This window comes from Clostridium sp. TF06-15AC, assembly GCF_003481165.1.
GTDB classification, from domain to species: Bacteria; Bacillota; Clostridia; order Lachnospirales; family Lachnospiraceae; genus Otoolea; species Otoolea fessa.
In genome coordinates this window covers 449,402-472,769 of sequence record NZ_QUKS01000001.1, presented here as the reverse complement: position 1 = coordinate 472,769, position 23,368 = coordinate 449,402, and the positions used below count along the sequence as shown (strand labels likewise).

The window sequence follows — 23,368 nt, the reverse complement described above, 5'->3', positions numbered from 1 at the left end:
CATTTAAATACGGCAAATTCCTGCTGCCACCACGTTTTCTTACGGCACTTTCAGTTCCAAAAGTGCCTATCCGTGAACAGTAACAAGTTCACACAATTAACACAGTTTTACAGTTGACGAAAACATCTGTTTGTTATACAATCTATATAACAAATGATAAAACAGGCGGCTGACTGTATTTAGAAACGGGGTCTGCCGTCAGAATGAAAGATGGTGGAGTATGATTGTAGAGATTGATTTTAACAGTGAGGAAGCGCTTTATATTCAGCTCATAAACCAGATCATCATCGGGATTGCGACCGACCAGATCCGGGAGGGCGATACACTGCCATCCGTGCGCCAGTTAGCGGATAACATCGGAATTAACATGCACACGGTCAACAAGGCATATTCTGTACTGAAACAGGAAGGTTTTCTGCGTGTGGACCGCCGCCGCGGGGCAGTGATTGCACTTGATACGGATAAGATGCGGACGATCTCGGAGATGCGCCGGGATCTCAGTGTGATTCTGGCAAGAGGTGTCTGTAAAAATGTGAGCCGCGAGGAGGTTCACAATCTGGTGGATTCCATTTATGACGCATTTACAGCGGAATAGCAGGTTCCGGCTGCGGGCGAAGATTTTTGTGTATTGGAACCGTTGCGGGATGTGTATGTTGGGAGGATAAATTATGCTGTGTGAGAAATGTGGGATTCGCGAAGCGAATATTAAATATACAGAAGTGTTTAACGGCGTCAAGACAGAGCATAATCTCTGCGCCCAGTGCGCGAAAGAGATGGATCTGGGACCGTACTCGGCACTGATTGAGGGAGAATTTCCGCTTGGAAAACTGCTTTCGAGCCTTTTGGGACTGACGGATGCGTCTGCCAGCCAGGCACCGAAAGAGGATGTGGTATGCCCGACCTGCGGCACGACGTATGAAGAATTTATCAAGAACAGCCGTTTCGGATGCGCGGACTGTTATCATGTGTTTGATCCGTTGCTTGGAGAGAAAATTAAGAAATTGCAGGAAAATTCGAGCCATACCGGCAAACATCCGAAGATCCAGCCGCGCAGTCAGGCGGCTGCAGAGGTGACGAAGAAGGGAGAACTGGAATTCAGCCCGGAAGAGCAGATTAAGCAGCTGAAACGCAGGCTGGAAGCGGCGTTGCAGGAAGAAGACTATGAGACGGCTGCTGCCTGCCGGGATAAGATACACAGTCTGGAAGGAGAGATGAGACATGACGAAATGGTTTGAGGAAGTGGCGAATGATGCGTCCAATATCGTTTCCAGCCGGGTGCGTCTGTCTCGGAACTGGGAGGAATATAAATTTCCGAGCCGTCTGGAGCCGGATGAGGCGCGAACGATGATTGCCCGTTTAAAACAGAATTTTCGCGATCTGGGTGACCGGGACGGTCAGTTTTATGAATATGAAGATCTGGAATTGATGGAGAAGCTTGACCGCACCGCATTGCGGGAACGGCGGCTTTTAAACCGCACGCTGGCGGAGAAGACGACGCCGGGCGGGATCCTCTGTTCGGAGGATGAGCGGGTCAGCATGGTATTAAATGCGGACGATCATATCCGTTTACAGGTGCTGGCATCGGGACTCGATCTGCAAGAATGTTATGCAAGAGCGGATGCGCTGGATGATTATATCAACGAGAGGATTCCGTATGCATTTAATGAGAAATATGGATATCTGACGTCCTATCCGACGAATGTCGGAACAGCAATGAAGGCGTCCGTGGTCGTGCATCTGCCGTCCCTGACGATGAATAAGAAATTTCAGGAACTTCTGGGCGATATGGGGCGTTTCGGCACGACCGTGCGCGGCGTTTATGGCAGAGGCAATGAAAACTACGGCGATCTGTACGAGGTAGTCAATCAGAAGACACTCGGCATCACCGAACAAGAGATTCTGGAGCTGGTAGCCAACGTGGCGGGGCAGCTCTCGGCGCAGGAAAATCAGTTCCGCGAGGTTTCTCTGTCGAGACACCGCCTGGAGCGGGAGGACGAGGCGTACAAGTCCTACGGCGTTCTGAAATATGCGCGCCGGATGACGCTCAAGGAAGCGATGACATTTCTATCTCATGTCTGGGCGGGCATCGCGGACGGGCTGTTAAAACCGGCAGAATTTGTGAGCATTTACCGCCTGATGATCGGCATCCAGCCGGCAAACTTACAGAAACGTTCGAGCAAGCCGCTGGGACGTGAGGAATTGGAGGCAGAGCGGGCGCGGTATCTGCGGGAGGAACTGCCGAAGCTGGTGTAAAGTAAAAAGAAACAGGAGGAACAGTAAAATGATCGATCGTTTTACTCAGAAAGCCAGAGAAGCGATCCGTCTGGCAGTCGAGACAGCGCAGGAGCTGGAACACGGCTATGTGGGGACGGAGCATCTGCTTTTAGGACTGATAAAAGAGGAAACTGGCGTGGCGGCAGCGGTTCTGGCAGAACATGATGTGACAGAAGAGCGTGTCATGGAACTGATGGAGCGTCTGATAAGCCCGGCAGTGGCGACTCAGGTAGAGGGACAGATTGAGTATACGCCGGGGGCGCGCGCCGTGCTGCAGGCGAGTTATGATGAGGCGGTTTTTTTCAAAGCGCCTCTGATTGGAACGGAGCACATCCTGATTGCCATCATCAAGGATGGAAAATCAACTGCGTGCCGTTTACTCAATACAATGAATGTTAATATTCAGAAATTATATGTGGATCTGATGGGGGCTATGGGCGATGACGCGCCGTCCGAGGCAGCGGAAGATGCGGCAGCAGGACGGGTGCGCCCGGAGAAAGGCAATACACCGAATCTGGACAATTTCAGCCGGGATCTGACCCAGATGGCGCGGGACGGAAAGCTCGATCCAGTCATCGGCAGGGAACGGGAAATGAAACGTGTTATTCAGATTTTAAGCCGCCGGACGAAGAATAATCCGTGCCTGATCGGGGAACCAGGCGTCGGAAAGACGGCGGTTGTGGAAGGTCTGGCACAGTTCATTGTTTCCGGCAATGTACCGGAGACGATCGCGAAAAAGCGGGTTGTCAGTCTCGATTTGTCCGGCATGGTCGCAGGATCCAAGTACCGCGGTGAGTTCGAAGAGCGGATTAAGAAGGTACTTGCCGAGGTGCGGGAGAGTGGAAATGTGCTCTTGTTTATTGACGAGATTCACACGATCATCGGCGCAGGCGGCGCGGAGGGCGCGATCGATGCCTCCAATATCCTGAAACCGTCGCTGGCGAGGGGGGAGATTCAGCTCATTGGTGCGACGACGCTGGAAGAATACCGCAAATACATCGAAAAAGATGCGGCTTTGGAACGCCGGTTTCAGCCGGTTATGGTAGATGAGCCGACGGAGGCGGAATCCATCGAGATTTTGAAGGGGCTTCGCAGCCGCTATGAGGAGCACCACAAGGTAACGATCCAGGATGAGGCGCTGGTGGCAGCGGTGCGCCTGTCTGCCCGCTATATTAATGACCGTTTCCTGCCGGACAAGGCGATCGATCTGATCGATGAAGCATCCTCGAAGCTGCGTCTGACTGTATATACGGAGCCGGAGGAGATCAAAAAGCTCGAAGCGGAGATCAAAAAACTCGAAGGTCAGAAGGAAGAGGCGATCAAGGCTGAAGCCTATGAGAAAGCCGGTGAGATCAAGAAGAAGCAGCAGAAAAAGCAGGAAAAGATTGAAAAGATTCGTGAAAAATGGGAAAAAGAGAAAAATTCACGCAAGTTAGTGGTCGGTGAAAATGAGATTGCGGACATTGTTTCTGACTGGACGAAGATCCCGGTTCGCAAGCTGGCAGAAGAAGAGTCAGAGCGGCTGTTGAAACTGGAGTCCATTCTGCATGAGCGTGTGGTCGGACAGGAGGAAGCTGTATCCGCCGTGGCGCGTGCGATCCGCCGTGGTCGTGTGGGACTCAAGGATCCGAAGCGGCCGATCGGTTCGTTTCTGTTCCTGGGGCCGACGGGTGTCGGAAAAACAGAGCTTTCCAAGGCACTCTCGGAGGCGATGTTTGGCACGGAAAATGCGATGATCCGTGTTGATATGTCGGAGTACATGGAGAAACACAGCGTTTCCAAGATGATCGGTTCGCCGCCAGGATATGTTGGCTACGAGGAGGGCGGACAGCTCAGTGAGAAGGTGCGTCGCAATCCATATTCGGTTATTCTCTTTGATGAGATTGAAAAAGCGCATCCGGATGTATTTAACATTCTGCTGCAGATCCTCGATGACGGGCACATTACGGACGCACAGGGACGGAAGGTGGATTTCAAGAACACGATTCTGATTATGACCTCCAATGCGGGCGCTGAAAATATTATTTCCCCGAAGCGGCTTGGATTCTCGTCGGAGAGCGGTGAGAAAGCGGATTATGCGTTTATGAAAGAGCGCGTAATGGAGGAAGTGCGCCGGATGTTTAAACCGGAGTTTTTAAACCGAATCGATGAGATTTTAGTATTCCATCCTCTGACGAAGGAGAATATCAAGACGATCGCGGGCATTCTGCTGCGCGGCATCAAGAAAAGGACGGAGGATCAGCTTGGAATGACGCTCACGATCACAGATGATGCGATCGATTTCCTAGCAGACAAGGGATATGATTCCAAATATGGTGCAAGACCGTTGCGCCGGACGATCCAGACGCAGATCGAGGATCAGCTTTCTGAGAAGATCCTGGAAGGCACGATCCGGAAAAAAACAGAGGTTCGGATTGAAAAAGATGGCGATCAGCTGAAATTTGAGACGGTCTAAAGGGCTGGAAGCGAAAAGACTGGTAAACCCGGTCGAAGTGTGTTAAAATGATACTACTGAGTAACTGTGTAAGTGCGGAGCAGTTGCGATATTGATTAAAAGGATACTAGGAGGATAAAGCATTATGCCAGTAGTTAGCGAGTTAATCCGCATCGAGGATGACGGAACCATCAGTTTTGGCAATTATATGTTAGCAGCAAAGTCCAAGCTGCAGGATTTTGAATTTCAGGGCGATCTTTATAAGGTAAAAACATTCGGCGAGATTACCAAGCTGGAGCGCAACGGAATGTTCGTATATGAGTCGGTACCGGGCACGGCAGTCAATCATTTCCAGGCGGGAGATACTTCCGTACAGTTTTCGGTTGAGGGCGAGAAGGATGCTCAGATTACCATTCAGTTAGAGGATGAGCGTGAGTATGAGGTATATGTAGACGGCGTATCGGTTGGTGGTATGAAGACCAACGTCAGCGGCAAACTGGTACTGAGCGTGGAGCTGAACCCGGGCAAGGCAACCGCAATCCGGATTGAAGCCAGATAAGGAAAAGAAAAACAAAGCGTTACGTACAAGTTACAATGCGTGAGATGAAAGTTGCTGCATGGCAGGAATGGCGGACGTGTGCGCCGGAAGCCGGTTTCCGCCATGCAGCAGCTTTTTGTGTAATAAGAAATATGAGAAGAAGTGTTTGGAAAGGAATCAGCATGGCAAAGGCAAAATCAACGGGATTTTTCTGCAGGGAATGCGGTTATGAATCTTCCAAATGGATGGGGCAGTGCCCGGCGTGCAAGGCGTGGAATACGATGGTGGAAGCGCCGTCTGCACCAGCATCATCCGGTACGGCAGCAGGGCGGTATGCGGCAGCGGCTTCGCTGACGGCGGCACCGGGGAAACGGGTTAGCGCGCAGGCAAAGCCGGTCAGCTTAGATGAAATTGAGCTTTCCGATACGGATCGGACGAAAACCGGATTTGCAGAACTTGACCGGGTGCTTGGAAGCGGCGTGGTGCGTGGCTCCCTGGTGCTGGTCGGCGGAGATCCGGGAATCGGAAAATCAACCCTGCTTCTGCAGGTCTGCCGGAACCTGGCAGGACAGGAACAAAAGGTTTTATACGTCTCCGGCGAGGAGTCATTAAAACAGATCAAACTGCGGGCAAGCCGGATCGGGACGGTGCGCGGACCACTTTCGTTCTTGAGTGAGACGAACCTGGATACGATCGCGGAGGTGATCCGGGAAGTACGCCCGGATGTGGTCGTGATCGACTCGATCCAGACCATGTTTATCGAGGCGGCAGGTTCCGCACCGGGCAGTGTCAGCCAGGTAAGAGAGTGCACCGGCGTCCTGATGCAGCTCGCAAAAGGACTGGGCGTGACAGTCTTTATCGTCGGTCATGTGACGAAAGAGGGCGTTGTGGCGGGACCGCGTATGCTGGAACATATGGTCGATACAGTGCTATATTTTGAGGGCGATCGCCATGCGTCCTACCGGATTCTGCGGGGAGTGAAGAACCGTTTCGGTTCGACCAATGAGATCGGCGTGTTTGAGATGCGGGAGGAAGGACTGGCGGAGGTGCCGAATCCATCCGAATTTATGCTGGAAGGGCGCCCGGCGGAGGCATCCGGTGCGGTGACTGCCTGCTCGATGGAGGGAACCCGCCCGATTCTTCTGGAAGTGCAGGCGCTGGTGTCAAAGACGAATTTCGGACTGCCGCGGCGGACGGCAGCGGGCGTCGATTACAACCGTGTGAACCTGCTCATGGCAGTGTTGGAAAAACGATGCCGTTATGCCCTGTCCGGGTACGATGCGTATGTCAACATTGCAGGCGGCATGAAGATGAACGAGCCGGCGCTTGACCTTGCGATCGTGATGGCGCTGATTTCCAGCTATAAAGACCGTCCGCTGGATGAGAAAACGATCGTATTTGGCGAGGTCGGACTTTCCGGAGAGGTGCGCGCCGTCTCGATGGCAGAGCAGAGAGTCCATGAGGCAGTCAAGATGGGATTTACAAGATGCATTCTTCCGATGGTCAATGTCAGTAAATTGAAACCAAGGTCGGATATCCGGCTGGAAGGGGTGGCAAATGTGCGGGAGGCGATTGGGCTGCTGTAGGTTGCTTGGATTTTGGGAAAATTTAAGAAAAATAATATTAGCGTAATGTGAGTAACAGCAAATTTGTCTCAGTGGGAGTTGGGGCTCCGACTGAGATAAACGCTTCGCGAGGATGCGCAGTGATTCTGATAGGAATATGTCAGCTTCGCTGACCAGAATCACGCGTCAAGTCTCACGGACGTTCAACTTGAATGTTTAAAAAAACAAAAAACGCCAATGACTCATCTCTGAATCACTGACGCCTTTAGAAGCAGGGGAAGAGGGATTCGAACCCCCATTAACGGTTTTGGAGACCGTTGCTCTGCCATTGAACTATTCCCCTTCGTTGCTGACTCAGTTATAATATCATAGCCATAACGAAAAGTCAACAATTTTTTTGTGATTTTTCATTTTTTTTGATTTAATATATTTTTTTCCATTTATTAAGTATCATTCATCATTTTATATGGAAACTAGAGATCAGGATAATTTGGTAAAAGAGAATTTGTGTGCTCATGCTGGGTGGAAAATCACAATGAATATTTAGTTCAACTGCCCAAAACCAATCCGTTAAACCATTTGATGTATATAAATAATGACAATATATCATGAAATGAATACGACGATAGTTCTAGACGTCGGAATATTTTACTAAGAAACACTCTGCTTTTTTGGTAAAAATCATGTATTAAAAATATGCGGTATAAAAGAAATCAAATTGACATTCGACAAAAATCATGCTATAAACACTGAATAAATCTTTATGGTTTTAAATGTGCCTAAAAAACGGAGGAAAAAATTCTGTTGGTACATTCAGTAAAAAGGAGTTGTTTATTATGAAACAGAGAAAAATTATGCTGAAAACGATAGAAGATGCAAAGAAATTTGTCAATGCTTCTATGAAATGCGATTTTGATATTGATGTTTTTTATAACCGTGTTGTCATTGACGCCAAGTCGATTCTGGGAGTTATGAGCCTGGATCTGACACAGATTCTGACCGTTGAGTACATGGGCGAGGATGCAGAGTATGAGGCGTTTCTTGACACGATGGAAGCGAACAATGTGACAGCGGCATAAAAGGGCTGGAAGGCTGGTTCAAGCGGAACATAGATATCATAGATATTTTGGAAGGATATGTATGACCCGAATCGGTATGATGAAAGAAAAGTTGATAGTACGAAAATAAAGAAAGACTGCGGGTGCCGGAGAGAAGATGGTGTCTGCAGTCTTTTTGATAGACATATATATGTACTCTCGGAGTCTTTCTGCACGTGCTTTTGTGGCTGATTTTCCGCCAGCCGCACCCGAATTTCATCAACGTACGCACCGCGTACGCCTCAGAAATTTGGGCACAACTGACAAAAAATCATTTCACAAAATCAAGCACAGAAAGATTCCGAGAGTACATGTATGGGGAAGGGAGGAACCACACATGGAGCTGACCGGCAGGCAGATACGGATCTCCGTCCGCAATCTGGTTGAGTTCGTTCTGCGTTCGGGGGATATTGATAACCGGCGCACGGCGGGTGCACAGAAAGAGGCGATGTTAGCTGGAGGACGGATGCACCGGAAGATACAGCGGCGGATGGGCTCAGGGTATCAGGCGGAGGTGTCGCTGCGCCATTCGGTGGAGGAGGACGGATTCCAAATCGTGGTCGAGGGGCGTGCGGATGGAATCATCCGGGATGGAAAAGATGTCACGATCGATGAGATCAAGTGTGTTTACCAGGATGTAAACTGTCTGGAAGAAGCGGTTGGCGTGCATATGGCGCAGGCGCGCTGTTATGGCTATATCTATGGATTACAGGAAGCGCTGGACGAAGTGACACTGCAGCTCACCTACTGTAATCTGGAGACGGAGGAGATCCGCCGCTTTCAGGAGATCCAGACGATGGACGAACTTTCCGAATGGTTTGCTGGTCTGATCCATGAATATGTCAAATGGGCGCGTTACCTCTATCACAACGGGCTGCGACGTGATGAATCAATCAAAGCGCTCGAATTTCCCTATCCGTACCGGGCGGGACAGCGGGAGCTGGCGGTGGCGGTTTACCGGACGCTGGAGCGCGGGCGCAGGCTGTTTGTCCAGGCCCCGACCGGGATTGGAAAGACTCTTTCGACGGTATTTCCGGCGCTTAAAGCGATCGGGGAAGGGCATGGGCAGAAACTCTTTTACCTGACGGCGAAGACGATCACGCGGACGGTGGCGGAAGAGGCGCTGGCGATTTTGCGGGAACGCGGGCTGTATTTTCGTTCGGTCACGATCACGGCAAAGGAAAAGTTGTGTATTTTGGAAAAACCGGTGTGCAATCCGGAAATGTGCCCGCGTGCGAAAGGGCATTTTGACCGTGTCAACGATGCGGTGTATGAAATTTTGCATCAGGAATTTGGAATCACGCGTTCGGTAATTTTAGAGTATGCGGAAAAATTTCAGGTCTGCCCGTTTGAGTTCTGCCTCGATATTTCTTCGTTTGTGGATGGGATCATCTGCGATTATAATTATGTCTTTGACCCGGATGTGCGCTTGAAACGTTATTTTGCGGATGGGGCGGAGGGAGACTATTTCTTCCTGATGGATGAAGCTCACAATCTGGTATCGCGCGCGCGGGAAATGTATAGTGCTTCTATTATAAAGGAAGAAGTGCTTTTGACGAAAAAGGTACTGGGACATCGTGCGCCGGCGCTGGGGCGGCAGCTTACAAGGTTAAATAAGGCGCTTCTGGAGATGAAGCGGGAGTGCGACGGCTACCAGGTGCTTAAGGATGCCGGACATCTGGTTTCAGTGTTAAACAGTGTTTTTGGAGAAATGGAAAAGTATCTGGAAAAGCCGGGTGGGGAAGATGGACGGGACACGATTCTGGATTTTTATTTTTCGGTGCGACATTTTTTAAATATGTATGAGCGGGTCGATGAGCATTACAGGATTTATACGGAACTTCTGCCGTCCGGCGAATTTGTCATCCGGCTTTATTGTGTCAATCCGATTGAAAATCTGGCGCAGTGCCTGTCGCAGGGGAAAGCGGCGGTCTTTTTCTCGGCAACGCTTCTGCCGCTCCGGTATTACCGGATGCTTCTGTCGGATCAGGAGGAGGACTATACGGTCTATGTGCCGTCCCCGTTTCCGCAGGAGCGGCGTCTTCTGCTGGCGGCGACGGATGTGACGAGCCGGTATACGCGGCGCAATGAGACGGAATACCGGCGGGTGCTGCACTACATCCAGGCGATGGCAAGTGCAAAAAAAGGCAATTATATTGTGTTCTTCCCGTCGTACCAGTATATGAACCGGGTGCGGGAAGTGGAAAAACGTTTTGGGAAAACCGGAAAAAGTATGGAAGTTTTGATCCAGGATTCTCACATGACCGAGGAGGAACGGGAAGCATTTTTACAGAAATTTTCTCCCGAACGAACAGCTGAACGTGATACCTCCCTGGTGGCGTTCTGCGTGATGGGCGGTCTGTTTTCGGAGGGAATCGATTTGACAGGCAACCGGCTGATCGGCGTGATCGTGGTTGGAACCGGGCTCCCGATGGTATGCACGGAGCAGAAAATTTTGCAGGGATATTTTGAAGAAGAGGGAAAAGATGGATTTGCATATGCCTACCAGTATCCGGGCATGAATAAGGTACTCCAGGCGGCAGGGCGGGTCATCCGGACCGCGTCCGATCAGGGCGTCATCCTTTTACTGGATGACCGGTTCTGGCGTCGGGAGTACCGGGAATTATTTCCAAGGGAATGGAGCGATGTCAAACGAGTCAGTCTTTCGTCTCTGGAGCAGGAGCTCCAGGCGTTTTGGAGCCGTTTTCCAGAAGTTCAATAAATTCACGCGATGCCTGTGAGATCGGCATTGTCTCATTGTGGACGACGACGAGCTGGCGCGGCGGCAGGGCTTCAGTCAGGGTCAGGGCATAAAGCTCCTTTTCGCCAGCCGGGAGACAGAAATCCGGGACAAATGCGATGCCGAGACCGATGCGCGCCAGATCGATGAGCAGATCGTTGCTGCTTAATTCAATCTCCGGTACGAGGTCGAGCTGGTGCTTCTGGAACATGTTGTGCAGAAATTCGCTGGTGGTACTCTTGCGATCCAGCATGAGGATTGGGAGCGCCTGCAGCTCGCGCAGTGTAACCGGGCGGTCTTTCATCGGAAAATAGGTCTCATTGGCGACGAATATATCGTTGAATTCGCGCAGCACATGGATATTCTGCGTTCCACCGAGCCCGGAGTTTGGATAGTTCGTCAGAATAAAATCGACCTGACCGTTGTCCAGAAGCCGCGCACATTCGATGGAGGTACGGTTGGTAACCTTGATGTGGATATTCGGGTAGCGCTTGTGAAATTCGCTTAAAAATGGCACCAGATAATAGCGGCAGATCGTATCGCTTGCGCCAATGCGGAGCTGACCGCCGTTTAAGCTGTTAGAGTCGAGCAGTTGGTTTTCGCCCTGACGGATCAGGTTCATTGCCGGTTCCACGTGCTTGAGTAGGATCTCGCCTTCAGGGGTAAGCTGTACTTTTTTTGTGCTGCGGATGAAAAGAGTCTGGTTCAGTTTCTTCTCCAGTACCTTGATCGACTGGCTGACCGCCGACTGGGAGATGAAAAGCTGCTTAGATGCCTCGGAGAAACTTAACGTCGAGGCTACGTGGTAAAATACTTTATATAATTCATAGTTGATATCCATTTATTAGTCCTCCTTATAGAACTGTATTCAGTGTAACATGATTGAAGGGCGGAGTCAATAATGATTGTATCTGTGTCTTGTTTGTGATAAAATGACGGAATCATCTTAGAAGTATGTATTTTTTAGGAGGGAATACCACATGGAATCTAATACATTTTATGATATTTACTTAGAGGAACTGAAAAATCTCCCGCAGGGCACGCCGGAGGAGGAAGCGGCGCTTCTGAAAAAACTGACGGAGGGGGACAAGACAGCGGCTTCCCGTCTGACGGAGTTAAAACTGGCGAAGGCGGTTCAGATCGCGGAGGAGTACCACGATCGGGGACTTCCGGCGGGCGATCTGGTGCAGGAGGCAAATATGGCGCTGTTTCTGTTCGCAAGTGAGTACGAAAACGGTGATTTCGACGCGCAGATGGAGAAAAAGGTGCGCGCGGCGATCGAGGATGCGCTGCAGATTCAGAACCGCGAGACGAAGATCGAGGAGGAGATGGCGGCGCGTGTTAATGTCCTCAAGGATATTTCTGCGAGCATGGCGCGGGAGCTGGGACGTGAAGCGACCCTTGCGGAATTGGCGGAGCGCATGAAGATGAGCGAGGATGAGATCCGTGACATCATGAAGCTGACGATGGACGCGATGAAGGTCAGCGGTCAGGCGGCAGAGATGGCTCAGAAAGAGATAGATGAACAGGAGTAATAGAAAATGCTGTTTTATTTGGTACGCCACGGTCAGACCGACTGGAACCGGGCGGGAAAGATACAGGGAACGACGGATATTCCGCTGAACGAAACAGGACGGCAGCAGGCGGAGCAGCTTGCCACTGTCCTGAAAGAAAGGAGCGGCTATCCGGCAAAAACGCGGATCGATGCGGTCTATGCCAGCCCGCTTGCGCGTGCATTCCAGACGGCGGAGATCCTGGCCAAGGAAGAAAAATTACCGCTCCGCCGACTGACGGGGCTGCGGGAGCGCGATTTTGGATGCTGGGAAGGCAAAAGCTGGCAGCAGGTGGAAGCAGAGTACCCGGATGAATTTCATCTGTGGAGGGAACAGCCGATGGTCGGCATCCCGTCCGGCGGAGAATCAAGAAAATCCTGCGAGGCGCGGAGTGAACGGGCGATCCGACAGATTTTGGAGGAGACAGCCGGGGATGCGGTGATCGTGGCGCACGGTGGGATCCTCGTCTTTTTGATGAATTATCTGCTCCGTTTCCATCGGGAGCCGCAGGAGATCATTGTGGCGAATGCCAGTCTGTCGGTTGTTTCGTATGACCGTTCGACGGGGATGGGAAAGCTGCTTGCACTGAATGAGACAGGGACGTTGGAACAGTAACCAATAAGATATGTTAATAAAAAATATTAAATATATTAATTTTACTAATCTATAAAAATTGTGTATGATAAAGGCAGATGCTAGAAGAAGGCATTTGCCTTTTATGCTAAAAAATGAATGTATTTTACAGAACATGAAACATTAAAATACGAAAAAACAGGAGGAAAACATGAGCGTAAGACGTATTTTCGTTGAGAAAAAACCGGAATTTGCCGTATTGGCTCACGATCTGAAAGAGGAGATCGCAAGCTATCTGGGGATCGACACGATCACCGATGTCCGCGTACTGATCCGCTATGATATTGAGGATGTATCGGAGGATGCATATCAGAAAGCGCTGATTACTATCTTCTCTGAGCCGCCGGTTGATTTTGTCTATGAGGAGGCATTCCCGTCCAAGGAAGGCGATACGATCTTTTCCGTTGAGTTCCTGCCGGGACAGTTCGATCAGAGAGCCGATTCCGCAGAACAGTGTGTGAAACTTCTGAATGAAGAGGAAAATCCGGTGATCCGTTCCGCGACAACTTATGTTATTTCCGGAACACTGACCGCGGAGCAGATCGAGGGCATCAAGTCCCTGTGCATTAACCCGGTGGATTCCCGTGAGAATAACAACGCAAAGCCGGAAACGCTGGTAACGGTATTTGAGCAGCCGGAGGATGTCAAGATTTTCGATGGTTTCTGCGGTTATGGCGAGGCAGAGTTAAAAGAACTCTACGATTCCCTGAACCTTGCGATGACGTTCAAGGATTTCGAGCATATCCACAACTACTTTAAAAACGAAGAGAAGAGAGATCCGTCTGTGACCGAGATCCGCGTGCTGGATACATATTGGTCCGATCACTGCCGTCATACGACCTTCCAGACTGAGTTAAAGGACGTTACCTTTACAAAGGGCGATTACAATGAGCCGATGGAAGCTTCCTACAAACAGTATCTGGCAGATCGCGAGGTTCTCTACAAAGATCGCGATGACAAGTTTGTCTGCCTGATGGATCTGGCTGTTCTCGCTATGAAGAAGCTTCGCCGTGAAGGCAAGCTGGAGGATCTGGAGGAGTCTGAGGAGATCAATGCCTGCAGTATCGTAGTTCCGGTTACCATCGACGGCAAGGAAGAAGAGTGGCTGGTAAACTTTAAGAATGAGACCCACAACCATCCGACCGAGATTGAGCCGTTTGGCGGCGCTGCCACCTGCTTAGGCGGTGCTATCCGTGACCCGCTTTCCGGACGTACCTATGTATATCAGGCTATGCGTGTGACCGGTGCGGCTGATCCGACCCGTCCGATGTCGGAGACACTGCACGGCAAACTTCCGCAGAAGCGCATCGTAAAGGATGCAGCACATGGCTACAGCTCCTACGGTAACCAGATCGGTCTTGCTACCGGCTATGTAAAAGAGATTTATCATCCAAATTATGTGGCAAAACGTATGGAGATCGGTGCTGTTATGGCAGCAGCTCCGCGCAAAAACGTCATCCGTGAGACTTCCGATCCGGGCGATGTAATCATCCTGATGGGTGGACGTACCGGCCGTGATGGTATTGGCGGCGCAACCGGTTCTTCCAAGGTACATACCGAGGAGTCCATCGAGGTCTGCGGCGCAGAGGTTCAGAAGGGCAATGCACCGACCGAGCGTAAATTACAGAGACTGTTCCGCCGCCCGGAGGTCAGCCGTCTGATCAAGAAGTGTAACGACTTTGGCGCCGGCGGCGTGTCGGTAGCGATCGGTGAGTTAGCTGACGGACTTCAGATTGACCTTGATAAGGTTCCGAAGAAATATGCAGGTCTGGACGGAACGGAGATTGCGATTTCCGAGTCACAGGAGCGTATGGCTCTGGTGGTAGACCCGAAAGATGTTGATAAGATGCTTGCTTATGCAGCAGAAGAGAACCTGGAGGCAGTTCCGGTTGCCGTTGTTACCGAGTCCCCGCGCCTGGTTCTGAACTGGAGAGGCAAGACGATCGTAGATTTAAGCCGTGCATTCCTGGATACCAACGGTGCTCATCAGGAGACAACCGTTACCGTTGAGGTTCCGACCAGGGAAGGCAATGTATTTGATAAACAGGAAGTAAAGGATGTCAAAGGAAAATGGCTGTCCATGCTTTCTTCCTTAAATGTATGCTCCCAGAAGGGTCTGGTTGAGATGTTCGACAGCACCGTGGGCGCAAGCAGTGTATTCCTGCCATACGGCGGTGTCCACCAGATGACCGAGACACAGGCGATGGTGGCAAAACTGCCGATGAGCGAGGGCAAATGCGATACTGTTACCATGATGAGCTACGGCTATGATCCGTACCTGTCCAGCTGGAGCCCGTACCACGGCGCTACTTACGCAGTGCTGGATTCTGTTGCTAAGATCGTGGCAAACGGCGGTGATTTCCACAAGATCCGCTTTACCTTCCAGGAGTACTTCAAACGTATGACGGAAGATCCGAAGAGATGGGGCACACCGTTCTCCGCTCTGCTCGGTGCTTACAGTGCGCAGCTCGGATTTGGACTTCCGTCCATCGGCGGCAAGGACAGCATGTCCGGCAGCTTCTATGATGAAGAGCACGGCGAAATCGATGTACCGCCGACACTGGTTTCCTTTGCAGTTGATATTTCCGATACCAAACACGTGGTATCTCCGGAATTTAAGAAAGCGGGCAGCAAGATTGTTCTCTTTACCATCGAGAAAGATGCACATGACCTGCCGGTATACAGCCAGATCATGGATGGTTACGAGAAAATCTACCGCGATATGGAGTCTGGAAAGATTATTTCCGCATATGCGGTTGAGGGTGCAGGTGTGGCAGAGGCTGTCAGCAAGATGGCATTTGGTAACCGCCTGGGCGTAAAGATTGAGCACAATGTAGATCCGAGAGACTTCTTCGCTGCTGGCTGGGGCAATATTGTCTGCGAGGTTCCGGACGGCAAGGTAGGCGAGCTGTCCATTCCGTACACCGTGATCGGTGAGGTAACCGACAAGGGAACCTTCGAGTATGGCAGTACCGTGATCTCCATGGAAGAGGCTCTGAAAGCATGGACCGGAACCCTGGAGAAAGTGTTCCCGACCGCTTCCGGCGCACCGATGAAGGCAGCAGAAGAGACACTTTACAATACCGATAAGGTATATGTATGTAAACATAAAGTGGCAAAACCAACTGTATTTATTCCGGCAATGCCGGGTACCAACTGCGAGCTGGACAGCGCGAAAGCGTTTGAGGCAGCCGGAGCGGAGACGATTGTGCGTGTATTCCGCAACCAGAATGCATCCGATATCCGTTCTTCCATCGAGCAGTACAAAGAGGATATCAAGAAATCCCAGATCATCATGTTCCCGGGTGGATTCTCCGCAGGTGATGAGCCGGATGGTTCGGCTAAATTCTTCGCTACGGTATTCCGCAACGAGGCGATGATGGAGGAGATCGACAAACTGCTTCATGACCGGGATGGCCTGGTACTGGGTATCTGCAATGGCTTCCAGACATTAATCAAACTGGGACTTTTAACCGGAGGCAAGATTGAGCCTCAGAAAGCAGATTCCCCGACTCTGACAACCAACAACATTGGACGCCACATTTCCCGCATGGCATACTTAAAGGTTGTATCTAACCTGTCCCCGTGGCTCAGAAAAGCAGAGCTGGGAGGCGTATACTGCAACCCGATGTCCCATGGTGAAGGACGTTTCGTAGCCAACGAGGAGTGGCTTGCAAAACTTCGCGCAAATGGTCAGATCGCGATCCAGTACAGCGATCCGAACGGAAACTTATCCGTCAGCGAGGAGTGGAACCCGAACGGTTCCTACCAGTGCATCGAGGGTATCACAAGCCCGGATGGACGTATTCTTGGTAAGATGGGTCACAACGAGCGCTGCTGGAGCGATACAGGCATGAATATCTATGGAAATCAGGATATGCAGCTGTTTGCTTCAGGTGTGGAGTATTTCAAATAAAATGAACACCTGCTTTTAAGTAAGGTAGAAATAGACCGGATCGCAGAAATCTGCCCCGGTCTATTTTTTGTGTGATAGAAAATTCCTTGGAATTCCCCATCACACAAAAAGGTACATTCTTTTTTATGTCACAGGAAATATCAATTATGATATAAATTCTACCATTGACGAAAATGTCAGAAAACCTTAAACAAAAAGTTATTCTCAGGTAATAAAAGTGTGCTATCCTGTCAATAACAGAAAGCAGACATTTACTTCAAAAAAACAAGGGGAAAATTTTGAAAATACCGACAGTTTATTTTGACGCAGGCAGATATGTTTGTTATAATGGAAACAAGAGTTTGTACGCGAGAGTACATTAAAAAAGGAGGATGGGATATGAGACATAACCTGAAGGCAGCGGCGGTTTCCGCTCTTGCTATCATGGCGGCACTGGCTATGAGTATTCCGGCATACGCGGCTGACAAAAAGATCTCGGAAGTTAAGTTCCGTGTCAATGCGAAACCGGAAGCGGGCGACAGCATCGGGGATCCGGATGTACAAGTTACGAAGGGTAATGTTGAGATTACCGAGCAGGAGTTTGACAATGACGACAGCGAGTGGGAGAGAGGTGATAAGCCGGTCATCTACCTGACGATCGAGGCAAAGGACGGTTATCAGTTATCCGGCACAAAGCTTTCTGCAACCAAGTCGGCTTACAAAGTTACGAAGCGATCTGGCGATAAGAGCGAGTGGAAAGTTAAGATTACGATGTCAGCTGTTGACGGCGATTTGGATACGGTCGAAGATCTTAGCTGGAGCAATCGTACCGCAACCTGGGACAGCGTATCGGATGCAAGCAAGTATGAAGTTAAACTGTACCGCAACAGTTCTACCGTAACGACTGTTACAACCACAGGCAGCAGCTACAATTTCTACCCATACATGACGAAATCCGGCGATTATACCTTTAAGGTACGCGCGGTTGACGGAAGCGACAAGGGTGAGTGGAGTGATGAGTCCGATGAATATTATATGAATTCTTCGGATGTGTATACAGGTACACCTCCGACCGATAATTCTTCGAACAGCTCTTCCGGTGGTTCCACTCCGGCAAATGCGAATGGTCAGTGGGTAAACAGCATTTACGGCTGGTCTTACTACATCAATGGTGTACCGGTTAAGAACAACTGGGTATATGTTGATAATGAGTGGTATCATCTGAATGCAAACGGCTTCATGGATACAGACTGGATCTATACTGATAATAACTGGTTCTATTTAAACCCGGTATCCGATGGTACGAGAGGCAAGATGCTGACCGGCTGGCAGCAGATTGGACCGTACAAGTATTATCTGAATCCGGTATCCGACGGTACCCGTGGTGCAAGAAAGACAGGCTATCAGTTCATCGATGGCGCATGGTATCTGTTTGACCTGAATAGCGGAGCACTCTGGACGAACATGGTAACTCCGAACGGTATGGTAGCGGATGCAAATGGTGTTCTTCACTAGGGAGCTATCTGGCAGCAGACCGGAAGAGGATCTGAGATGCGGAAACATACATAAATGAAATAAAAATCAGACAGCGGCAGACAGCGGACGAGCGAAAGCAAGTGGCTGATGCCGCTGTTTTTTTGTTTTTCTTGCACAGAAGGGGGGAAAAAGGATATAATAGAGAATCATATTGAGAAGCCGGAGAATTGATGAGGCGGGAATAAGAAACAGAGAGGAGAATCGATAAATTACGATGAAACCAACTGTATTATTGTATAATTTTACTGATTCCAAAAGAAAAATGAAGGTGCAGCAGGCGCTTATGCCGCTGGGATTCCGCTTAAGGGCAGTGACAAAGGAGGAGTACGGGCTGCCGGTGGGCGTGCTGGCTGGTGTGAAAGGACTGAATGAGGATGTCCTCAAGGAAGCCGGACAAGCAATAGAGGCTGTGGAGGAAACGCAAAAAGAAGAGTCCGCTCAGAAACAGGCAGACGGGAGGCTGCAGCGAGAAGTGCCGGAGAACGATTCTTCCAGGAAAATGGATTTCTCAGATGAGATGGCGATCATGGCAGGCTTTTCTTCCGCCCAGATCGATGCATTTATCCATGCACTCCGAAAAAAGGGAGTCGGACGGATTGATTATAAAGCAGTCCTGACACCGTATAATATGAAGTGGGATTCGGTACAATTATACGAAGAGATCAAAAAAGAGCATGAGATGATGACGGGGAAAGGTAAAGACGAAGCATTGTGATGCCATGGGATTGGTGAAAGGTCATTTTACTGCTTGATGTGGAGGTGGAAAGATGCTGGAAAAAGTAGATTTGAATAAATCAGTGGATAAGGAAAACTACAAGAAGCTTCGGGAAGAGATGGATGTGAAGCTGGGAGAATTGCAGCGCGCCTGTAAGGCGGAAAAGATCCCGGTTGTCATCGTATTTGACGGCTTCGGGGCAGGCGGTAAGGGAACGCAGATCAACCGCCTGATCCAGCCGCTGGATCCGCGCGGCTTTGATGTTTATGCGAGCCGGGAGACGGGGGAAGAGGAACGGATGCGTCCATTTTTATGGCGGTATTGGACGAAGACACCGGAAGATGGACGAATGATGATCTTTGACAAGAGTTGGTACGATAAGGTTACCGTTGACCGGTTTGACAAAGAGACGAAGCGGCAGGAGCTAAACGGGGCGTTCCGGGATATCCTTTCATTTGAAAAGCAGCTGGCAGATTCCGGCATGATTCTGATCAAATTGTTTCTGTATATTTCCAGGGACGAGCAGAAAAAGCGCTTTAAACGGCTGGAAGAAAGCAAAGAGACTGCGTGGCGTGTGACGGAGGCGGACTGGAAGCGCAACAAGGATTACGATACATTTCTGGAGATGAATGAGGAAATGCTTCAGCGGACGGATACCGGGTACGCGCCGTGGACGATCGTGGAAGCGACTGATAAAAATTATGCGGCAGTCAAGATTTTATCCACCGTCACAGACCGGCTGGAGTATGAGCTGAACCGTCGCCGAATGGAACGCGAGGAAGGGGCGGTGCATCCGCCGGTCAAACTTCCAGATGAGCGGTTTAAAAATGGCGTGCTTTCCGGCGTGGATCTGACGAAAACGCTGACACGCGAGGAATATAAGGAACGTCTGGATAAGCTGCAGAAAAAGCTGGAGGTGCTGCACGGCGAGCTGTACCGGCTGCGGATTCCGGTGGTGATCGGCTTTGAAGGCTGGGATGCGGCGGGAAAAGGCGGTGCGATCCGGCGCCTGACAAGCCACCTGGATCCACGCGGCTACAAGGTCAATCCGACGGCGGCACCGAATGATGTGGAGAAGGTACACCATTATCTGTGGCGTTTCTGGCGGGAGATGCCGAAAGCGGGGCATATTGCGATTTTCGACCGCACCTGGTACGGGCGCGTGATGGTGGAGCGGATCGAGGGCTTCTGCAGTGAGGCGGACTGGAAACGGGCATATCAGGAAATCAACGAGATGGAAGAGCACATGGCGAATTTTGGCGCGGTGATCGTGAAATTCTGGATTCATATTGATAAAGATGAGCAGGAACGCCGCTTTAAGGAGCGCATGGAGGATCCGGCAAAACAGTGGAAAATCACGGACGAAGACTGGCGCAACCGTGAAAAATGGGATGCATACGAGCAGGCAGTCAATGAGATGTTGGTGCGGACCTCTACTACCTATGCCCCGTGGACGATCATAGAAGGAAATTCCAAATATTTCGCGCGCGTCAAGGTGCTGGAAACGGTTGTGGAGGCGATGGAGGAGAAGATCCGTGAGGTAAAAAAGCTGCGTAAGTGAATTTGGGTTACTGTTCACAGGTAGGCACTTTTGGAACCGAAAGTGCCGTAAGAAAACGTGGTGGCAGCTGGAATTTGCCGTATTTAAATGCGAAGCCACGGCAAATTCCGTTACTGGGCACGTATGCGTGAACAGTAACGAATTTGGTAATCATGTGTGGAAATATGAAGAAGCGCGGTTGCAATTCTTCGTAAGATACAGTAAAATCAATATTTAAAGAAAAAGACGGCAATTTTGAAAAACACAAACATTTGTGTAACTTTGCGTTAAGTGTAGCGATAGAAAGGAAGCGGACAAAATGGAGCAGACAGCAAAAGAGCGCACACTAGCATTTATGGCAGAGCATGCGGGGGATCCAACCCCGATGGAATTATTTCATATGCACGTAAAACACGTGGGAATCAATACAAAATCGGAAGACGAGGCCTGGGAGGTTGCTGAGACACTGGCGCGCCTGATGGGGCTGATGCCACGCGAGACGGAGAAAGCGGTGTTCAGCGGTGACCTGACGGAAAATATGAAGGTGGAGAGCCACGGAACCTACGGCCATATTGGCTTTGGCGTAAATGATTGCGAGGCGGCGATCCGATACTTTGTGAACCGCGGTATGACGCTTCGGGAAGAGACGAAGCGCTTTGATGAGCAGGGTCGCTGTATTTTCGCCTATTTTAAAGAAGAAGTCGGCGGATTTGCGATTCACCTGGTACAGGATTGATAGCACCAGGCGATATAAAAACGAAAAGGATAGCAATATGAAAAAAATAATCGTGATCGGCGGCGGGGCAGCCGGCATGGCGGCTGCGATTGCGGCGGCGGAAAATGGCTGCGCGACAACGATCTATGAAAAGAATGAGAAACTGGGAAAAAAGATCTATATCACGGGAAAAGGGCGATGCAATGTGACGAATGACTGTGATATGGAAGGTCTGTTTGACAGTGTTGTGACAAACAGCCGCTTTTTATACAGTGCATTTTACGGTTTTAGTAACCAGGATATGAAGGATTTTCTGGAGGCGAACGGCTGTCATGTTAAGGTGGAGCGCGGCAACCGTGTCTTTCCGGTGTCTGACCGGGCGTCGGATGTGACATCGGCGTTTGCAAGACGGCTGCGGGAACTGCGCGTGAAAGTAGAATTGAATCAGGGAGTTCGGGAACTGTGGCTGGAGGATGGTGTATTAAAAGGTGTGATTCTGGCTCAGGGCGGTAATGAGCGTGGGAAAAAGGACTCCTACATAGCTGCGGATGCAGTGATCGTGGCGACGGGCGGTTTGTCCTACCCGACGACCGGCTCAACCGGCGATGGTTACCGGTTTGCGGAGGCGGCAGGGCACAAGGTGACGGAACTTTCGCCGGCGCTTGTTCCGTTTGAGACGAAGGAAGATGTGAAGGAGCTGCAGGGACTCTCCCTGCGGAACGTGGAAGCTGCTGTTTTAAATGGAAAGAAAGAGGTTTACCGTGAATTTGGTGAGATGCTGTTTACCCATTACGGCGTTTCGGGTCCGGTACTCTTGAGTGCCAGCAGTTATGCGGCGAAAAAACTGAAAAAGGGTCCGCTGACTCTGATGATCGATCTGAAACCGGCGCTTTCCATGGAACAGCTCGATGCGCGGATTCTGCGCGATTTTGAGGCGGAGAAGAATAAACAGTTTAAAAATGCGCTGAACCATCTGTACCCATCAAAACTGATACCGGTCATAATTCGCCGCAGCGGCATTGAGCCGGACAAGCAGGTCAACGCCGTGACGAAGGAAGAGCGGAGACGGCTGGCGGAGGTGACAAAGCATTTTACCCTGACGCTGACCGGGCTGCGAGGCTTCAATGAGGCGATCATTACCCAGGGCGGTGTGACAGTAAAAGAAGTTAATCCATCCACGATGGAGTCGAAGAAGCTTCCAGGGCTTTATTTTGCAGGGGAAGTGCTGGATCTCGATGCAGTCACGGGCGGTTACAACTTACAAATTGCGTGGTCGACCGGCATGCTGGCGGGACGGAGCGCAGCGGAAAATCATGAATTATAACGATATGAAAAAGGGGAAACGAAATGCCGATTAATATAGCGATTGATGGACCAGCCGGGGCTGGAAAGAGCACAGTGGCAAAGAAGCTGGCGGAAGATTATGGATATATTTATGTTGATACGGGGGCGATGTACCGGGCGATGGCATTGTATTTTCTGCGCCAGGGCATCGACAGCCATGATGAGGCGGCGATCGGATGCGCCTGTGAGACGGTTTCCATTTCACTGGAATATGAAAATGGGATCCAGCAGGTTTATTTAAATGGGGAGAATGTCAGCAGCGAGCTTCGGACGGAGGCGGTTGGAAATATGGCTTCGAATACCTCTGTCTATGCGCCGGTCCGCAAAAAACTGGTGGAGCTGCAGCGTGAATTAGCCGGACGCCGGGATGTCGTGATGGATGGCCGGGATATCGGAACGGCGGTTCTGCCGGATGCGACCCTGAAAGTATATCTGACCGCGAGCAGCCGTGTGAGAGCTGGACGCCGTTATAAAGAGCTGACCGAACGCGGGGAAAGCTGTTCCCTGGAGGCGATCGAGCAGGATATCATCGAGCGCGATTACCGCGATATGCACCGGGAATTGTCGCCTCTCAAGCAGGCGGAGGACGCCATTTTACTGGATACTTCTGCGTTGAATTTTGAAGAGGTAATGCGGGAGATGGAGAAGTTGGTTGAGGCGGCGAAGAAAAAGCAGAAAAATCCCATTGCCGTAGGCAATTTTTGATGGATTTTTGCGCGTGACTGTGAAGGTACTGAACAGTTACGAAAATGCCAGGAAAAAGGAGAAGCCGAAAAGGGGCGGCAGCAA

Annotated in this window: 18 protein-coding genes and 1 tRNA gene; 17 read left to right on the top strand and 2 right to left on the bottom strand. The window is 50.4% G+C overall.

All coding sequences use genetic code 11. The annotated features are described in order from the left end of the window. The first annotated feature begins 220 nt into the window (after positions 1–220). The 6 genes from DXC57_RS02085 to radA all read left to right on the top strand — a co-directional run bounded on the left by DXC57_RS02085 (position 221) and on the right by radA (position 6,832). Positions 221–595, top strand: coding sequence for a GntR family transcriptional regulator (locus tag DXC57_RS02085; protein ID WP_022359631.1), 375 nt, complete (start codon positions 221–223; stop codon positions 593–595). A 73-nt stretch (positions 596–668) separates the two neighbouring features. Further along, positions 669–1,235 carry a UvrB/UvrC motif-containing protein gene (locus DXC57_RS02080; RefSeq protein ID WP_107000012.1) on the top strand — a complete coding sequence of 189 codons (567 nt, stop codon included), beginning with the start codon at positions 669–671 and terminating at the stop codon, positions 1,233–1,235. Then, a complete protein-coding gene (locus DXC57_RS02075; protein ID WP_118650960.1) occupies positions 1,219–2,253 on the top strand; it encodes an ATP--guanido phosphotransferase in 1,035 nt (344 codons plus the stop codon). The genes DXC57_RS02080 and DXC57_RS02075 overlap by 17 nt, the downstream gene beginning before the upstream one ends. A 28-nt stretch (positions 2,254–2,281) precedes the next feature. Then, positions 2,282–4,729 carry an ATP-dependent Clp protease ATP-binding subunit gene (locus DXC57_RS02070; RefSeq protein WP_118472749.1) on the top strand — a complete coding sequence of 816 codons (2,448 nt, stop codon included), beginning with the start codon at positions 2,282–2,284 and terminating at the stop codon, positions 4,727–4,729. Between the two features lie 124 nt (positions 4,730–4,853). Then, complete coding sequence (locus tag DXC57_RS02065) at positions 4,854–5,267, top strand: hypothetical protein (protein ID WP_022359635.1); 414 nt, start codon at positions 4,854–4,856, stop codon at positions 5,265–5,267. Between the two features lie 161 nt (positions 5,268–5,428). Next, the gene (gene radA / locus DXC57_RS02060; protein WP_118651326.1) at positions 5,429–6,832 is read left to right on the top strand and encodes a DNA repair protein RadA; all 1,404 of its coding nucleotides are present in this window, start codon (positions 5,429–5,431) and stop codon (positions 6,830–6,832) included. 251 nt (positions 6,833–7,083) lie between these two features. Here radA and DXC57_RS02055 read toward each other — a convergent pair. Then, positions 7,084–7,154: transfer RNA gene (locus DXC57_RS02055), tRNA-Trp, on the bottom strand. A gap of 493 nt (positions 7,155–7,647) precedes the next feature. Here DXC57_RS02055 and DXC57_RS02050 point away from each other — a divergent pair. Both DXC57_RS02050 and DXC57_RS02045 read left to right on the top strand, forming a co-directional pair. Then, positions 7,648–7,890, top strand: coding sequence for an HPr family phosphocarrier protein (locus tag DXC57_RS02050; RefSeq protein WP_118472750.1), 243 nt, complete (start codon positions 7,648–7,650; stop codon positions 7,888–7,890). Positions 7,891–8,245: 355 nt separating this feature from the next. Further along, complete coding sequence (locus DXC57_RS02045; RefSeq protein WP_118650958.1) at positions 8,246–10,630, top strand: ATP-dependent DNA helicase; 2,385 nt, start codon at positions 8,246–8,248, stop codon at positions 10,628–10,630. On the opposite strand, the gene DXC57_RS02040 is transcribed toward DXC57_RS02045, so the two are convergent. Then, positions 10,566–11,489: a LysR family transcriptional regulator gene (locus tag DXC57_RS02040; protein ID WP_118472752.1), complete on the bottom strand. Its 924-nt coding sequence runs from the start codon at positions 11,487–11,489 to the stop codon at positions 10,566–10,568. The two genes, DXC57_RS02045 and DXC57_RS02040, sit on opposite strands and share 65 nt — an antisense overlap. 139 nt (positions 11,490–11,628) lie before the next feature. On the opposite strand from DXC57_RS02040, the gene DXC57_RS02035 reads away from it, so the two are divergent. The 9 genes from DXC57_RS02035 to cmk all read left to right on the top strand — a co-directional run bounded on the left by DXC57_RS02035 (position 11,629) and on the right by cmk (position 23,284). Then, positions 11,629–12,183, top strand: a complete 555-nt coding sequence (locus tag DXC57_RS02035; protein ID WP_022359291.1) for a sigma-70 domain-containing protein — start codon at positions 11,629–11,631, stop codon at positions 12,181–12,183. A gap of 6 nt (positions 12,184–12,189) precedes the next feature. After that, a complete protein-coding gene (locus DXC57_RS02030; RefSeq protein ID WP_118472753.1) occupies positions 12,190–12,816 on the top strand; it encodes a histidine phosphatase family protein in 627 nt (208 codons plus the stop codon). Between the two features lie 169 nt (positions 12,817–12,985). Then, positions 12,986–16,750: a phosphoribosylformylglycinamidine synthase gene (locus DXC57_RS02025; protein WP_118472754.1), complete on the top strand. Its 3,765-nt coding sequence runs from the start codon at positions 12,986–12,988 to the stop codon at positions 16,748–16,750. A 378-nt stretch (positions 16,751–17,128) separates the two neighbouring features. After that, entirely contained in the window at positions 17,129–18,244 is a 1,116-nt protein-coding gene (locus DXC57_RS02020) for a hypothetical protein (RefSeq protein ID WP_118650956.1), read from the top strand. Positions 18,245–18,479: 235 nt separating this feature from the next. Further along, the gene (locus DXC57_RS02015) at positions 18,480–18,980 is read left to right on the top strand and encodes a DUF3783 domain-containing protein (RefSeq protein WP_118650954.1); all 501 of its coding nucleotides are present in this window, start codon (positions 18,480–18,482) and stop codon (positions 18,978–18,980) included. Positions 18,981–19,032: 52 nt separating this feature from the next. After that, positions 19,033–20,541 carry a polyphosphate:AMP phosphotransferase gene (gene pap / locus DXC57_RS02010; RefSeq protein WP_118650952.1) on the top strand — a complete coding sequence of 503 codons (1,509 nt, stop codon included), beginning with the start codon at positions 19,033–19,035 and terminating at the stop codon, positions 20,539–20,541. Between the two features lie 298 nt (positions 20,542–20,839). After that, positions 20,840–21,256, top strand: coding sequence for a VOC family protein (locus tag DXC57_RS02005; RefSeq protein ID WP_227589675.1), 417 nt, complete (start codon positions 20,840–20,842; stop codon positions 21,254–21,256). A gap of 37 nt (positions 21,257–21,293) precedes the next feature. Next, a complete protein-coding gene (locus DXC57_RS02000; protein ID WP_118650950.1) occupies positions 21,294–22,559 on the top strand; it encodes an NAD(P)/FAD-dependent oxidoreductase in 1,266 nt (421 codons plus the stop codon). A gap of 23 nt (positions 22,560–22,582) precedes the next feature. Continuing rightward, a complete protein-coding gene (gene cmk / locus DXC57_RS01995) occupies positions 22,583–23,284 on the top strand; it encodes a (d)CMP kinase (protein WP_118650948.1) in 702 nt (233 codons plus the stop codon). Positions 23,285–23,368 lie beyond the last annotated feature (84 nt).